The sequence below is a fragment of the Pseudoroseomonas ludipueritiae genome, from assembly GCF_014490445.1.
Classification (GTDB): domain Bacteria; phylum Pseudomonadota; class Alphaproteobacteria; order Acetobacterales; family Acetobacteraceae; genus Pseudoroseomonas; species Pseudoroseomonas ludipueritiae.
The window spans coordinates 1-12,822 of record NZ_JACTUZ010000125.1 but is presented as its reverse complement, the minus strand read 5'-3'; the positions used below and the strand labels follow the sequence as shown (position 1 = coordinate 12,822).

The following is a 12,822-nucleotide window of genomic DNA, read 5'->3' as shown; positions in this document are numbered from 1 at the left end:
CGCGAGGCCGGGCTCGCACCGCATGAGGCCGACCTGACCGGCCCGCTGCGCCAGCGCGCCGGGCCGGAAGGGGCGCGGCCCCTGGCGCCGGTGCCGGAAGGCCCCGGCACGCTGCTGGTGCATGTGAACGGCCCGATGCTGCCCTGGGCGCTGAAGGTGCTGGGCAAGCGGGCGGTGGCAGGCAAGCGCGTGATCGCGGTCTGGAACTGGGAACTGCCCTTGCTGCCGGCGGACTGGCACCGGGGCTTCGCCTGCTGCCACGAGATCTGGGTCGGCACCGAATTCGTCGCCGAGGCCTGCCGCGCCGCGCCGGGCTGCCCGCCGGTGCGGGTGGTGCCCTATCCCATCCTGCCGCGCCCGGCGCCGGCCGCCATGGAGCGGGCCGATTTCGGCCTGCCGGAAGATGCCTTTGTCACCCTGACGGTCTTCGACGCCACCTCCTCCCTGGCGCGCAAGAACCCGCTGGGGACGATCGAGGCCCACCACCGCGCCTTCGGGGACCGGCCGGACCGTATCCTGGTCATCAAGACCCATGCCACCGCCGATGCCGGGCCCGGCTGGGCAGAGGTCGCCGCCGCGGCGGCCGCGCGCCCGAATGTGCGGGTGATGGAGCAACATCTCTCCCGCCCCGCCCTCTGGGCGCTGATGGCGACGGCGGATTGCCTGCTCTCGCTGCACCGGGCGGAAGGCTATGGATTCGCCATGGCCGAGGCCATGGTGCTGGGCCGCGCGGTGGTCGCCACGGGCTGGTCCGGCAACCTGGACTTCATGCGGGGGCCGGATGCCATGCTGGTGCCCTACAGCCTGGTGCCGGCCGAGGACCCGCAGGAGATCTACGATATTCCGGGCGCCCGCTGGGCCGAGCCCGATCTCGACGCTGCTGCCGCCGCGCTCAGGGCCCTCGCGGAGCGGCCCCGGAACCGCTACCCCATTCCGGTTGCCTTTCCGTTGCCGAATTACCGCTCACTGCTTCAGGCTGACGGAAACATGCCACGGGGTCTGGTCCAGGCTGGACCGTCTCGTTAAGAAACCTGCCCTCGTAAAGTCGGGACCTGCTGACATGCCTCGTGCTTTGATTACCGGTATCACCGGCCAGGATGGCGCCTATCTTTCCCAGCTGTTGCTCAGCAAGGGATATGAGGTCTTCGGCCTGCTGCGCCGCTCCGCCTCCTCCGAAGTGATCGATTCCCGCCTGCGCTGGCTGGGCATCGCCGGCAAGGTCACGATGCTGGACGGCAACCTGACCGACCTGTCCTCGCTGCTGCGGGTGCTGGAAGAGTCGAAGCCGGATGAGGTCTACAACCTCGGCGCCCAGAGCTTCGTGAAGACCTCCTGGACCCAGCCGCTGCTCACCGGCAGCGTCACGGCGCTCGGCGTCGGCAATATCCTGGAAGCCGTGCGGCTGGTGGCGCCCAAGGCGCGCTTCTACCAGGCCTCCTCCTCCGAGATGTACGGCCTGATCCAGGAGCCCATCCAGGACGAGAAGACCCCCTTCTACCCCCGCAGCCCCTATGCGGTGGCGAAGCTCTATGGCCATTGGATGACGGTGAACTACCGCGAATCCTTTGGCCTGCATGCCTCCTCCGGCATCCTCTTCAACCACGAGAGCCCGCTGCGCGGTCTGGAATTCGTGACCCGCAAGATCACGGATGGCGTGGCGCGCATCAAGCTCGGCCTGGCCGATGAGCTGCCGCTGGGCAACCTGGACGCCAAGCGCGACTGGGGCCATGCGCGGGACTACGTGAAGGCGATGTGGCTGATGCTGCAGCAGGAAGTGCCTGACGATTACGTCGTCGCCACCAACCGCACCACCACGGTGCGGGAGTTCTGCCGCATCGCCTTCGCGCATGTCGGCCTGGACTATGAGAAGCACGTGACGGTGAACCCTGCCTTCCTGCGCCCCGCCGAGGTGGAGGTGCTGCACGGCAACCCGGCCAAGGCCGAGGCGAAGCTGGGCTGGAAGCCCGAGACCTCGCTGGAGCAGATGGTGCAGGAAATGGTGGACGCCGACATCAAGCGGCACCAGGCGCGGATCGCGGCCGCCTGACCATGGCCCTCGCGCCCCAGCGCATCCTGGTGACGGGGGCGACCGGCTTTGTCGGCCGCCACCTGCTGCCCCGGCTGCGGCAGGAATTCCCGGAGGCCCGGCTGCTGGCCACCGGCCGCGCCGGCGCGGCGGAAGCCCTGCCGGAAGGGCTGCGGCCCGATGCCGTGCTGCCGCTCGACCTGGAGCAGCCGGAGGGCATGGATGCGCTGGTGCGGGATGCCGCGCCGGATGCCGTGGTGCATCTGGCGGCCCAGGCCGCGGTGGGCGAATCCTTCGCCCATCCCGGCCGCACCTGGCGGATGAACCTGCTGGGCACCATCGCGCTGGCCGAGGCCGCCATGCGCCACGTGCCGCAGGCGCCCTTTCTCTTCGTCTCCTCGGCCGAGGTCTATGGCCTCTCCTTCCGCGACATCGAGGCGCCGTTGACCGAGCTGGCGCCGATGCAGCCGGCCAACCCCTATGCGGCCAGCAAGGCCGCCTGCGACATCGCGCTGGGCGAGATGGCGCTGCGCGGGCTGCGCTGCCTGCGGATGCGCCCTTCCAACCATGCCGGGGCGGGGCAATCGGAGAATTTCGTGATCTCCGCCTTCGCGCGGCAGATCGCCCGCATCGAGGCCGGCTTGCAGGAGCCGGTGATGCGCGTGGGCGCGCTGGACCGCTGGCGCGACTTCCTGGATGTGCGGGATGTCTGCGCCGCCTATGCCCTGGTGCTGCGGGCGGCGCCTGACCTGCCTTCGGGCAGCGTCTTCAACGTGGCCTCCGGCACGCCGCGCCGCATCGGCGACATGCTGGAGGCGCTGCTGCGCCGCAGCCGCGTCGCCGTGCGGGTGGAGGAGGATGCCGTTCGCCTCCGCCCCACCGATGTGCTGCGCACCGCCGGCAATGCCACCCGCCTGCGCCAGGCGCTGGGTTGGCAGCCCAGGATCAGCTGGGACGAGACGCTGGATGCCGTGCTGGCCGATTGGCGCGCCCGCGTCGCCGCGGGCGCCGCCTGATCAGCGCGCCGGCGCGTCCACCGGCACGGCGGTGACGCTGTTATAGGGCGAGCCGTCGATGATCTTGGTGCTGGTGATCAGGTAGACCAGCACGCGCTTTTCCTCGTCGATGATGCGCGTCACCGTCAGTGCCTTGAACAGCGCCGAGGCGGATTGCTTGAAGACCGACTCGTTCTTGGGAATGCCGCTGGGCATGGTCACCGGCCCTGTCGCGCGGCAGGCCAGGCTGAAGCGCGAGGGGTCCTCCGCCAGCCCGACCCAGCCGGAGAGCCCGCCGGTGTCGGCGCGGGAGACGTAGCAGGAGACATTGGGCACGCGCGGGTCGTCGTAGCGCTCCACCACCACCTTGTCGTTGGGGCCGACCATGCGGAAGGTGGTGCTGACCTCGCCCACGCGGGTCTGGGCCTGGGCACCCGGGATGGCGAGGGGCAGGGTGAGGGCGGCCGCGAGCAGGCCGTGGATCATGCGCATGGTGGTTTCTCCAGCTTCAGTGCCAGAGATGAGTGCGGCAGGGCCCCCGCGCAATCCGCCGCTCAGCGCCAGGCGGCGGCCAGGCCCGGCAGCGCCTGCGCCAGGGCATGCAGCGCGAAGCCGATGAAGAGCAGGCCGGAGGCGCGGTTGATCCAGACCTCGTGCCGCCGGTAGAGCCGCCGCATCGGTGCCATGCCGCAGAACAGCACCAGGATGCCATAGGCCAGGAAGGACCCCACCACTGCCGCCAGCACCAGTGCCGGCAGCAGGCCCCAGTGCAGCAGGGATGAGCGGCTGCTGAGCAGCGCGGCGAAGGTGGCCACCGCGACGGGATAGCCTTTGGGGTTGGTCAGGCCGAAGGCGAGGCCGCGCAGCAGCGGGCGCGGGATGGCCGGCGCCGCGCCTTCCGCCCTGGGCCTTGCCCGCAGCGCACCCCAACCGAGCCGGAGGAGATAGGCGCCGCAAACCAGCCCCAGCAGGTCAAAGACCAGGCTGCCGATGGTCTGCGCGCCGAGAATGGCCACCAGCGCCAGCAGCGCCCAGAGCGCATCGCCCGCCAGCAGCCCGCTGACGAAGCGCGTGGCGGCGCCGCGCCCACGGTCGGCGGAAAGCCCCAGCAGGGCCAGCACCGCCGGCCCGGGGGAGATGCCGTAGATAAAGCCGGCCAGCCCGGCGGCGGCCAGCAGTTCCGGCATCAGGCGCGAGGCACGTTTTCGCCGCCGCGCGAAGGCGCATTTTCACCCAGGTCCCAGAAGAGCCCGGCCATCATGGCGAGGCCTTCGCGCACCACCGGCACCAGCAGGTGCTCGTCCGGCGCGTGCTGGGAGCAGGCGGCATAGGAATGCGGCACCCAGAGCGTCGGCAGGCCCAGGATATCGGCGAAGACATGGTTGGGCAGGCTGCCACCCAGGTTGGGCAGGATGGTGGGCGCACGGCCCAGCGTCTGCTTCACTGAGCCCACGGCCCAGCGCACCCAGGGCGAATCGGGGTCGAGGCGCGTGGCCGGCGCCGCTTCCCGGTCGCTTTCCACGATCCGCACCATGCCGAAGCCATGCGCGTCCAGATGTGCCCGGATGGCGGGGACGATGTTCTCCGCATCGGTGCCGACCACGTAGCGCAACTGCACCGTGGCCTTGGCGAAGGCTGGCACGGCATTCATCGGCGCATCCGGATTGCCGGCGCCCAGCGCCAGCACTTCCAGCGTGTTCCAGCCGAAGAGGCGCTCGGCGGGGGTCAGGCCCTCGGCGCCCCAGTCCGCGTCGATCTCGGGATCGGTCTCGCCGCCACCGACCTTCAGGGTGGCGAGTGCCGCGCGGACGCTGTTGGGGATGGGCGGCGGCAGCAGCCCTTCCACCTTCAGCCGGCCATTCCCGTCCACCATGGAGGCGATGGCATTGGCCATCACCGTGCCGGGGTTCAGGATGACGCCGCCCCAGTTGCCGGAATGATGCGCACGGTCCCGCGCCCGCAGTTCCAGCCCGACATTGAAGGCGCCGCGCGAGCCCAGGAAGATGGTGGGCGTATCCGCCGCCAGGCGCGGGCCGTCGGAGGCGATCAGCACATCGGCGCGCAGATCCTCCTTGCGCGCCTGGCAGATGGCGGCGAGGCCGGGGGAGCCGGATTCCTCGCCCATCTCCAGCAGCACGGTGGTGTTGAAGCCAAGCCGGCCGCCGCGCGCGCGCAGCACCTCGCCCAGCGCGGCGAGGTTGATGCTGTGCTGGCCCTTGTTGTCGGCGGTACCGCGCCCGTACCAGCGCTCGCCTTCCTCGACGATCTCCCAGGGGGAGAGGCCCTCGCGCCACAGCGCGTCCTGGCCATGCACCACGTCGCCATGGCCATAGATCAGCACGGTCGGCAGCGCCGCGTCCTCGACCCGCTTGGCGATCAGGAAGGGGCCGCGGCTGGGCACGGTGTTGGGGACGATCTCGGTGCCGAAGCCCATCTCCCGCAACCAGGGCACCATTTCCTCGGTGAGGTAGGCGTCCAGCGCGGCGGCGCTGGCGGGGTTCTGGCTCTCGCTGCGGAAGGCGACGCGGCGGGCGAGGTCGGTGCGGAAGGTTCCGTTTTCCAGCAGGGCAAGGCTGCCCTGGATCGCGGCGTCGCGGCTCATGATGTGGTGCTCCGGCGAGGAAAATGCCGCGCATGGCTGCCACGGCCAAGCCGTCGGAGCAACCGGGCGCGGCTCATTCCGCCGGGACGCTGGCCCAGAGTTCCGGCTGCAGCTCCTCCTTACGGTCCGGGAAGGCCAGGGCGCAGAGCAGGATCACGGCGGAAAAGCCGGCCAGCAGCAGCAGGGTCGCGCCCAGGTTGCCGGTGGCGTCATGCAGCAGGCCCACCGCCGGCGGGGCGGCGGCGGCACCGATGAAGGCGATGAAGAAGCGGATGGAATAAAGCTTCGCCCGCAGGGGCGGGGCGATGTAGCGGGCCGTCATGGTCTCGTTCACGGTGACCTGGCCGAAGATGGAGGCCGCCAGCCCGGCGGCGATCGGCAGCACCCACCAGCCGCCGGCAAAGGAGAGCAGCAGCATCAGCGGCATCTGCACCACCGCCATGGGCAGGAAGACGCGGCGCAGCGTCAGCCGGTCGATCATCCGCCCCACGGTGAACTGCGTCACGGCACCGCCCAGCGTCACCGCGAAGGCCAGGGCGCCGATCACCGGCAGCAGCCCGGCGCTGCCGGCGAGGCGCTCTTCCAGCAGCTTGGGCAGCAGCAGGGTGAAGGCGTTGAAGACGAAGCCCGAGGCGGCGGCGATGCCCAGCAGCACCACCACCGCGCGGCGCACCAGCGCGCGCGGAATGGGCGGGAAGGGGCGGCTGGCCTTGGCGCCGCCGCCACCGGCCTGGCCCTGCCGCATATAAAGCAGCCCGGCCAGGAGGCAGAGCAGCCCGGGCACGATGAAGGCCGCGCGCCAGCCCGCCGCCTGCACCAACAGGGCGGTGAGGATCGGCGCGGCGGCGACGCCCAGGTTGCCGCAGGCGCCATTGACGCCGACCGAGCGCCCCACCCGCTCGCCTGCCGCATCCACCAGCATGGCGGTGCCGATGGGATGGTAGATGGCGGTGAAGCCGCCCATGGCCGCCAGCGCCACGGCCAGCAGCAGGGGCGAGGAGACCAGCCCCGCCGCGGCCATGCAGGCCCCGGTGCCGAGAAAGAACAGCACCATCAGCCGGTGCCGCCCGACCCTGTCGGCCAGCCAGCCCATGGGCAGGGTGAGGAGGCCATAGACCACGAACATGGCGGTGCCGAGCGCCAGCAGCGGCCCGTAATCGGTACCGAAGCCGGTGCCCGGCGCCCCCAGCATGCCCAGCACGGCGGTGGCCAGGATCAGCTGGCTGTAATGCGTGGCACCATGGGCGAAGTTGATGAAGGCGATCTGGCGCGTGGCGGCGGCGGGGCGGGCCATGACTGGCTCCTGCGGCTGGTCGTTTCGCCACCAGCCTAGACCCGCCCGGCGCCGCTGTCCGCCCCTGATCGTGTCACCCCGCCGTCAGCCGTGCTAAGGCCGGGGCCCCATGTTGCAGATCAATGCCCGCCTCGCCATTCCGGAGGAAGAGTTGCGCGAGAGCTTCGTGCGCGCCTCCGGCCCTGGCGGCCAGAATGTCAACAAGGTCTCCAGCGCCGTGCGGCTCTTCTTTGACGTGGCCGCGTCCCCCAGCCTGCCGGAGCCGGTGAAGCAGCGGTTGACGCGGCTGGCCGGGCGGCGGCTGGGCAATGACGGCGTGCTGGTGATCGCGGCGCAGCGCTTCCGCTCGCTGGAGCAGAACCGCCAGGACGCGCGGGAGCGGCTGCTGGAGCTGCTGCGGGAAGCCGCCGTGCCGCCGGTGCCGCGCATCGCCACCCGCGTTTCGCGCAACCAGAAGCGCAAGCGGGTGGAGGAGAAGCGGCACACGGCCGGGGTCAAGCGCCTGCGCGGCAAGCCCAGCGAGGACTAAGCCGCACACGAATGCGGGAGCAGGACCGTTTCCTGGGCAGCGGGACGATGCCTCGGTGGAATTCGGGCACATAACTGTGCCGGAACGACCCGGAAAGGTGATCCCGATGTCCGCTTCCCTGCAACGCTGGACCCCGAGCTGGGTGCAGCAGTTCAAGATGTTCATCACGCGCGGCAATGTCATCGACCTCGCGGTCGGTATCATCATCGGCGCCGCCTTCACCTCCATCGTATCATCGCTGGTGGAGGATATCTTCAACCCGCTGATCGGGCTGCTGATCGGTGGCGTCGATTTCTCCAACATCTTCGTGGTGGTGAAGGGGGAGCGGCTGGCGACGCTGGAGGCGACGCGCGCCGCCGGTTCGGTGGCGCTCGGCATCGGCGTCTTCATCAACGCCTGCATCAAGTTCCTGATCGTGGCCTTCGCCGTGTTCTGGATCGTGCGGGTGCTGACGCGCATCAACCTGCGCGCGGATGCCGAGAAGGCGAAGGATGTGGTGCCCACCGCCAGCGAGGTGCTCCTGACCGAGATCCGGGACGAACTGCGCCGCCGGCCTCTCTGAGCGGCTGCCGCATGCGCGCCCTTCTGGCGGTGCTGTGCCTGCTGGCCTCGGCACCCGCCCTGGCCCAGGCGCCAGCCGTTCCGCGCCCGCCGGAACGCGAGCTGGTGGTCGGAACCCGCGTGGCGCCGCCCTTTTCCATGAAGGATGCCGAAGGCAACTGGGAAGGCCTCAGCATCGACCTCTGGCGGCATGTCGCCGAGCGACTCGGCCTCCGCTACCGCCTGGAGGAGCGGGACACCGTGCAGGCGCTGCTGGATGCCGTGGCCACCGGCCAGGTGGACGCGGCGGCGGCGGCACTGACAGTCACCGCCGCGCGGCGGCAGGCGATGGACTTCACCCAACCCTTCTTCGCCACCGGGCTGGGGGTGGCGGTGGGGCGTGGCGGCGCCACGGCCTGGCTGCCGGTGCTGCGCACCTTCCTGTCCTTCGGCTTCCTGCAGGGGGTGCTGACGCTGCTGGGCATCGCCCTGCTGGTGGGAACGCTGATCTGGCTTTTCGAGCGCCGGCACCACGAGGCCTATGGCGGCCCCCCGCTGCGCGGCTTCATCGCCGGCGCCTGGTGGTCGGCCGTGGCCATGACCCAGGCGGGGGCCGCGCAGGACGGGCCGCGCTCCCTGCCCGGGCGGGTGCTGGCGGTGGTCTGGATGGTGGCTTCCGTGGTCACCATCGCGGTGTTCATCGCCGGCATCACCTCGGCGCTGACCACGCAGCGCATGCAGGGGGTGGTGCGCAATGTCGGCGACCTGCGCGCCATCCGCGTCGGCGCCGTCGCCGGCTCCTCCACCGTGGAGTTCCTGGGCGCGCAGCGGGTGGCTTTCGAGGCCTTTTCGCTGCCGGCAGAGGGGCTGCGGGCGGTCAAGGCCGGGCGGATCGATGCTTTCGTTTATGACCGGCCCTTGCTGGCCTGGACCATCCAGCAGGACTTCCCGGAGCTGGAGGTGCTGCCGATCACGCTGGACAGCCAGAACTACGCCATCGCCCTGCCGCTGGAGAATACCACCCGCGTGGCGCTGGATGTCGCGCTGCTGGAAACCCTGCGCGGCGAATGGTGGGCGCGGACCCGGCTGCGCTACCTCGGCCGGGACGGCGCCAACTGAGCCGGCGGCTCAGCCGGCCGGCTGCGGCTGGGGCGGTGCGATGCCCATGCCGGCCAGCACCTCGTCCACCGGCCCATCGGCCACGATGCGGCCGGCGTTCAGCCGGATGGCGCGGGTGCACCAGCGGCGGACGATGTCGAAGTCATGGCTGGCGATAATCAGGATATCGGCGGTGTTGACCAGCGAGACCAGGCGGTTCTCGGCCTTCTGCATGAAGTCGGCATCGCCGGCCAGGAACCACTCGTCCATCAGCAGGATCTGCGGCGCGATGGCGGTGGCCATGGCGAAGGACAGGCGCACCGACATGCCGGCGGAATAGCCGCGGGTCGGCACGTCCAGGAACTCGCCCAGGCCGGAGAATTCGGCGACATCCTCCTCCAGGGCCGCAATGGAGGCCTCGTCCATGCCACGGTAGAGGCCGCGCAGGCGGATATTCTCCCGCCCCGTGCTGTCCCCGTCCATGCCGGCGCCGGGGTCGATCAGCGAGCCGATCTCGCCCTGCACCGTCAGCTCGCCGCCCACCGGCTCATAGATGCCGGCGATGGTGCGGAGCAGGGTGGTCTTGCCGGCGCCGTTGCTGCCGACCAGCGCCACCCGCTCCCCCCGCTGGATGGAGAAGTTGAGGTCGCGCAGGGCGGAGACCACCACGCGGTTGGATTCATCCGTCCGCACCCGGATGGCGGCCTTGGAGAGCAGCCGCTTCTTCAGGCTGCGGGCGCCCAGGTGGTAGAGCGGGAACTCGATGCTGAGCCCTTCCGCGACAATGCTTGCCATGTGATCAGACCCAGAAAGCGACGCGCGAGCGGAAGCGGACAAAGAAGGTGGCGGCGAGGCCGCAATGGATGGCGGTGTAGAGCAGCGCCATGCCCCAGACCGCGAGGCTGACGCCCCCTTCCACCAGCGGGCCACGGATGACCTCCAGCATCGGGTAGAAGGGGTTCAGCAGCAGCAGCGAGGGATTGGACAGCAGGTCGGCCTTCCAGATCACCGGCGTCATGAAGAAGGCGAGCTGCATGACATTGGTGACGATCTGGCCGATGTCGCGGAAGCGGGCGCAGACCATGCCAAGGAAGAGGCTGGCCGCCATGGCATTGATGCCCAGCAGCACCAGCCCCGGGATCGCCAGCAGGAACTCCATGCCGGGCCAGTGGCCCATGGCGGCGAAGACCAGCAGGATCAGCGGCAGGCTATGGGCGGCGGAGAGGGCGTTGCGGAAGACGCTGCGCAGGGCATGGGTGGTCAGGGGCAGCGGCAGTTGCCGGATCACGCCTTCCGCGCTGGTCAGGCAAGTGGTGGCATCCGGCACCAGGGCCGCGATGGTGTTCCAGATGATCAGGCTGACCGCCAGATGCGGCAGGTAGAGCGTGATGTCCTGCCGCAGCAGCTGGGAATAGAGCAGCCCCAGGCCCACCACCATGACAGCGGTGGAGAGCGTGACCCAGAAGGGCCCGATAACCGAGCCGCGGTAGCGGTTGCGGAGGTCGAGCCGCGCCAGGGCCCAGGCCAGCCTCCAGGAGGCGAAGCCGGTGGCGAGGTCGGCCATCGCCCGGCCCCCGCGCTGCGGGGCCCGGGCATTGACGTGGTAGGTGGGGAGGGCTGCGGTCTGCTGCATCACGGCGGCTCTATACAACGCGTGCCACCGGTCTCGCCAGCGCGCCCGCCGCGCCCCTGCCCTTAGCGGTACACGACGCCGGAAGGCGTATAGGTCGGCACGCCGGAAGGCGGCGGCGCGTAGTAGGTGGGCCCGCCCGGCGCGGCGGCGCCGGAGGGATAGGAAGCCGGCGGCGGATAAGCCGAGGTCGGCGGCGCATTCCCGGCGGCGCGGCTGATGCGGGTGGTGTCGCCGCGGATGATCACAACGCGGTCATTGTACTGCAGGTTCTCCTCATTGGTCTGGACCACGGCGATGTCGCCGCCGCCGTCCTGCCGCACGAAGAACTCCACCGCCTGGCCGGTATTGGCATTGCGGTCCACCGCATTGCCGATGGCGCCGCCGATCACCGCGCCGCCGAGGCCGGCCAGCAGGTTGGAGCGCCAGTCGCCACCAATGAAGCTGCCGGCGACGCCGCCCGCCACCGCGCCGGCGGCGGTGCCCACGCCGGGCTGGCCGCCCTGCACCGTCACCGGCCGCAGGCCCACGATGGTGCCATAGGAGACCGAGGCGGCGCGCCCCACCGCGTAGGGCGCGTAGGTGGTGTTGGTATAGACCGGCGCACAGGCGGCCAGCCCGCCCAGCAGCAGCAGGCCGGCGGCGAATCGGCTGAGGCGGGTGGCGGCCCGGCGGGGCTTCTCGGTGGTCATGACAAGGCTCCTTCTGCCCCGGAGCGTGCCGCGCACCGGCCCGACGGCCCCGGTCTGATCTGCGGAGTTGGAGGCGCGGCGGCGGATTGTCCAGATGCCTGCGCACACTGCCACAGTGCCGCCATGAAGCCGCCGCCAAGCCCAGGCTCGGGCCATGTTGCGCCACGATTGCAGGCTTGCGCCTGTCAGTAACCTCATGTACCCCGGAAGCCGTTGACGTTCCGCCGATCCTGGCAGGGACGCCGGTGAGCCCGGTCTTTGTCGCGTGGGGGCGCGGCGGAGCCGCCTTGCCTGGAATGGGGGGATCCTTCCGGGCGCGGAGCAGCAATCCGGCGGACCGTTTATTCTGACGGAGAACAGGGGATGACTCCGTTCCAGTTCCGCCCAAGCCGCAGCCATGCACGCGCTGCGGCTGCGATGGGGGTTCTTGCTCTTCTTGCCGCTTGCGGCTCCAGCGAACAGGCTCAGCGGCCGGTCACGGCCAGCGCGGCGGCACAGGCCGCGGCCTATCCGCAGCCCAGCACCTACGACCCGCCCGGCTCATCCGGCGATCCATGGGGCCCGTACATCAAGGAAGCGTCCAAGCGCTTCGATGTGCCGGAGCGGTGGATCCGCGAGGTGATGCGCCAGGAAAGCGGCGGCCGTGCCACGGCCCGCAGCCCGGTGGGCGCCATGGGCCTGATGCAGGTGATGCCCGGCACCTATGCCGAGCTGCGCGCCCGCTACGGCTTCGGCGATGACCCGTACCACCCGTGGAACAGCATCATGGCCGGCACGGCCTATGTGCGGGAAATGTACGAGCTTTACGGCAGCCCGGGCTTCCTGGCCGCCTATAACGCGGGTCCGCGCCGGCTGGAGGATTACCTCTGGTCCAGCAAGGGCCTGCCGGCCGAGACGCGCAACTACGTGGCGCGAATCGGGCCCCGGATCATCGACGCGCATCCGAGCCGCCGGGCGGCGCCGGAGGTCTATGCGGCCGCCGAGATCCCGCTGAACATCCCGGCCGGCCCGCGCCGTGGCGACACCGCCACCATGCTGGCGCTGCGTGAGCAGCGCAACGCCGTGGACCCGGGCATCCGCGTCGCCAGCCTGCCGCCGGGCCCGGTCACGCGCATGGAGCCGATCCCGGACGGCTCCACCTATGCTTCCGCGCCGGTGCAGGTGGCCAGCCTGTCCAATGTGGTGTCCCGCATGGACCCGATCCCGGACGGCTCCACCTACAACAACACGCCCACCAATGTGGTGTCGCGGATGGACCCCATCCCCGACGGTTCCACCTATGCCAGCGCCGAGCCCAGCGGCACGGTCACGCGCATGGAGCCGATCCCGGATGGCTCGACCTATGCCCGGGCGCCCGAGCTGCCGGCACCGCCGCCGGCCGCGCCGGTGGCCCTGGCCTCGCTGCCGGTGCCGCCG

At 70.6% G+C, this 12,822-nt stretch carries 14 protein-coding genes; 7 read left to right on the top strand and 7 right to left on the bottom strand.

From position 1 onward, the window contains the following. From IBL25_RS19785 to IBL25_RS19775, 3 genes are all read left to right on the top strand, one after another. On the top strand, positions 1-1,026 hold a 1,026-nt coding region (locus IBL25_RS19785), incomplete at its 5' end, for a glycosyltransferase (RefSeq protein WP_187780235.1). A gap of 34 nt (positions 1,027-1,060) precedes the next feature. Then, the gene (locus IBL25_RS19780; RefSeq protein ID WP_187780234.1) at positions 1,061-2,047 is read left to right on the top strand and encodes a GDP-mannose 4,6-dehydratase; all 987 of its coding nucleotides are present in this window, start codon (positions 1,061-1,063) and stop codon (positions 2,045-2,047) included. 2 nt (positions 2,048-2,049) lie between these two features. Further along, positions 2,050-3,042 (top strand): GDP-mannose 4,6-dehydratase, encoded by a 993-nt coding sequence (locus IBL25_RS19775; protein WP_187780233.1) that lies wholly within the window; start codon positions 2,050-2,052, stop codon positions 3,040-3,042. Here the strand turns inward: IBL25_RS19775 and IBL25_RS19770 are convergent, their stop codons facing one another. The 4 genes from IBL25_RS19770 to IBL25_RS19755 all read right to left on the bottom strand — a co-directional run bounded on the left by IBL25_RS19770 (position 3,043) and on the right by IBL25_RS19755 (position 6,917). Further along, positions 3,043-3,513: a CreA family protein gene (locus tag IBL25_RS19770; RefSeq protein WP_187780232.1), complete on the bottom strand. Its 471-nt coding sequence runs from the start codon at positions 3,511-3,513 to the stop codon at positions 3,043-3,045. Between the two features lie 62 nt (positions 3,514-3,575). Beyond that, positions 3,576-4,208 (bottom strand): LysE family translocator, encoded by a 633-nt coding sequence (locus IBL25_RS19765; protein WP_187780231.1) that lies wholly within the window; start codon positions 4,206-4,208, stop codon positions 3,576-3,578. After that, the gene (locus IBL25_RS19760) at positions 4,208-5,623 is read right to left on the bottom strand and encodes a M20 family metallopeptidase (RefSeq protein ID WP_187780230.1); all 1,416 of its coding nucleotides are present in this window, start codon (positions 5,621-5,623) and stop codon (positions 4,208-4,210) included. The genes IBL25_RS19765 and IBL25_RS19760 overlap by 1 nt, the downstream gene beginning before the upstream one ends. Before the next feature lie 73 nt (positions 5,624-5,696). Continuing rightward, complete coding sequence (locus IBL25_RS19755; protein ID WP_187780229.1) at positions 5,697-6,917, bottom strand: MFS transporter; 1,221 nt, start codon at positions 6,915-6,917, stop codon at positions 5,697-5,699. A 109-nt stretch (positions 6,918-7,026) separates the two neighbouring features. Between IBL25_RS19755 and arfB the strand changes: the two genes are divergently transcribed. The 3 genes from arfB (at position 7,027) to IBL25_RS19740 (ending at position 9,105) form a co-directional block, all read left to right on the top strand. Further along, on the top strand, positions 7,027-7,446 hold the full coding sequence (gene arfB / locus IBL25_RS19750; RefSeq protein WP_187780228.1) for an alternative ribosome rescue aminoacyl-tRNA hydrolase ArfB: 420 nt from the start codon (positions 7,027-7,029) through the stop codon (positions 7,444-7,446). Positions 7,447-7,552: 106 nt separating this feature from the next. Further along, complete coding sequence (gene mscL / locus IBL25_RS19745; protein ID WP_187780227.1) at positions 7,553-8,008, top strand: large-conductance mechanosensitive channel protein MscL; 456 nt, start codon at positions 7,553-7,555, stop codon at positions 8,006-8,008. Between the two features lie 11 nt (positions 8,009-8,019). Next, positions 8,020-9,105 (top strand): substrate-binding periplasmic protein, encoded by a 1,086-nt coding sequence (locus tag IBL25_RS19740; protein WP_187780226.1) that lies wholly within the window; start codon positions 8,020-8,022, stop codon positions 9,103-9,105. Between the two features lie 9 nt (positions 9,106-9,114). On the opposite strand, the gene IBL25_RS19735 is transcribed toward IBL25_RS19740, so the two are convergent. The 3 genes from IBL25_RS19735 to IBL25_RS19725 form a co-directional block, all read right to left on the bottom strand. After that, entirely contained in the window at positions 9,115-9,879 is a 765-nt protein-coding gene (locus IBL25_RS19735; RefSeq protein ID WP_187780225.1) for an ABC transporter ATP-binding protein, read from the bottom strand. A 4-nt stretch (positions 9,880-9,883) separates the two neighbouring features. After that, complete coding sequence (locus IBL25_RS19730; RefSeq protein WP_187780224.1) at positions 9,884-10,717, bottom strand: ABC transporter permease; 834 nt, start codon at positions 10,715-10,717, stop codon at positions 9,884-9,886. 62 nt (positions 10,718-10,779) lie between these two features. Next, positions 10,780-11,406 carry an outer membrane lipoprotein gene (locus IBL25_RS19725; protein WP_194433776.1) on the bottom strand — a complete coding sequence of 209 codons (627 nt, stop codon included), beginning with the start codon at positions 11,404-11,406 and terminating at the stop codon, positions 10,780-10,782. A 417-nt stretch (positions 11,407-11,823) separates the two neighbouring features. Between IBL25_RS19725 and IBL25_RS19720 the strand changes: the two genes are divergently transcribed. Then, a partial coding sequence (locus tag IBL25_RS19720; RefSeq protein WP_238940548.1) for a lytic transglycosylase domain-containing protein occupies positions 11,824-12,822 on the top strand: 999 nt, incomplete at its 3' end.

What these genes read in the sequence shown, in the direction of transcription:
- IBL25_RS19780 (WP_187780234.1), top strand. Translation starts at nt 1,061, where the DNA reads ATGCCTCGTGCTTTGATTACCGGTATCACCGGCCAGGATGGCGCCTAT.
- IBL25_RS19775 (WP_187780233.1), top strand. Translation starts at nt 2,050, where the DNA reads ATGGCCCTCGCGCCCCAGCGCATCCTGGTGACGGGGGCGACCGGCTTT.
- IBL25_RS19770 (WP_187780232.1), bottom strand. Translation starts at nt 3,513, where the DNA reads ATGCGCATGATCCACGGCCTGCTCGCGGCCGCCCTCACCCTGCCCCTC.
- IBL25_RS19765 (WP_187780231.1), bottom strand. Translation starts at nt 4,208, where the DNA reads ATGCCGGAACTGCTGGCCGCCGCCGGGCTGGCCGGCTTTATCTACGGC.
- IBL25_RS19760 (WP_187780230.1), bottom strand. Translation starts at nt 5,623, where the DNA reads ATGAGCCGCGACGCCGCGATCCAGGGCAGCCTTGCCCTGCTGGAAAAC.
- IBL25_RS19755 (WP_187780229.1), bottom strand. Translation starts at nt 6,917, where the DNA reads ATGGCCCGCCCCGCCGCCGCCACGCGCCAGATCGCCTTCATCAACTTC.
- arfB (WP_187780228.1), top strand. Translation starts at nt 7,027, where the DNA reads ATGTTGCAGATCAATGCCCGCCTCGCCATTCCGGAGGAAGAGTTGCGC.
- mscL (WP_187780227.1), top strand. Translation starts at nt 7,553, where the DNA reads ATGTCCGCTTCCCTGCAACGCTGGACCCCGAGCTGGGTGCAGCAGTTC.
- IBL25_RS19740 (WP_187780226.1), top strand. Translation starts at nt 8,020, where the DNA reads ATGCGCGCCCTTCTGGCGGTGCTGTGCCTGCTGGCCTCGGCACCCGCC.
- IBL25_RS19735 (WP_187780225.1), bottom strand. Translation starts at nt 9,879, where the DNA reads ATGGCAAGCATTGTCGCGGAAGGGCTCAGCATCGAGTTCCCGCTCTAC.
- IBL25_RS19730 (WP_187780224.1), bottom strand. Translation starts at nt 10,717, where the DNA reads ATGCAGCAGACCGCAGCCCTCCCCACCTACCACGTCAATGCCCGGGCC.
- IBL25_RS19725 (WP_194433776.1), bottom strand. Translation starts at nt 11,406, where the DNA reads ATGACCACCGAGAAGCCCCGCCGGGCCGCCACCCGCCTCAGCCGATTC.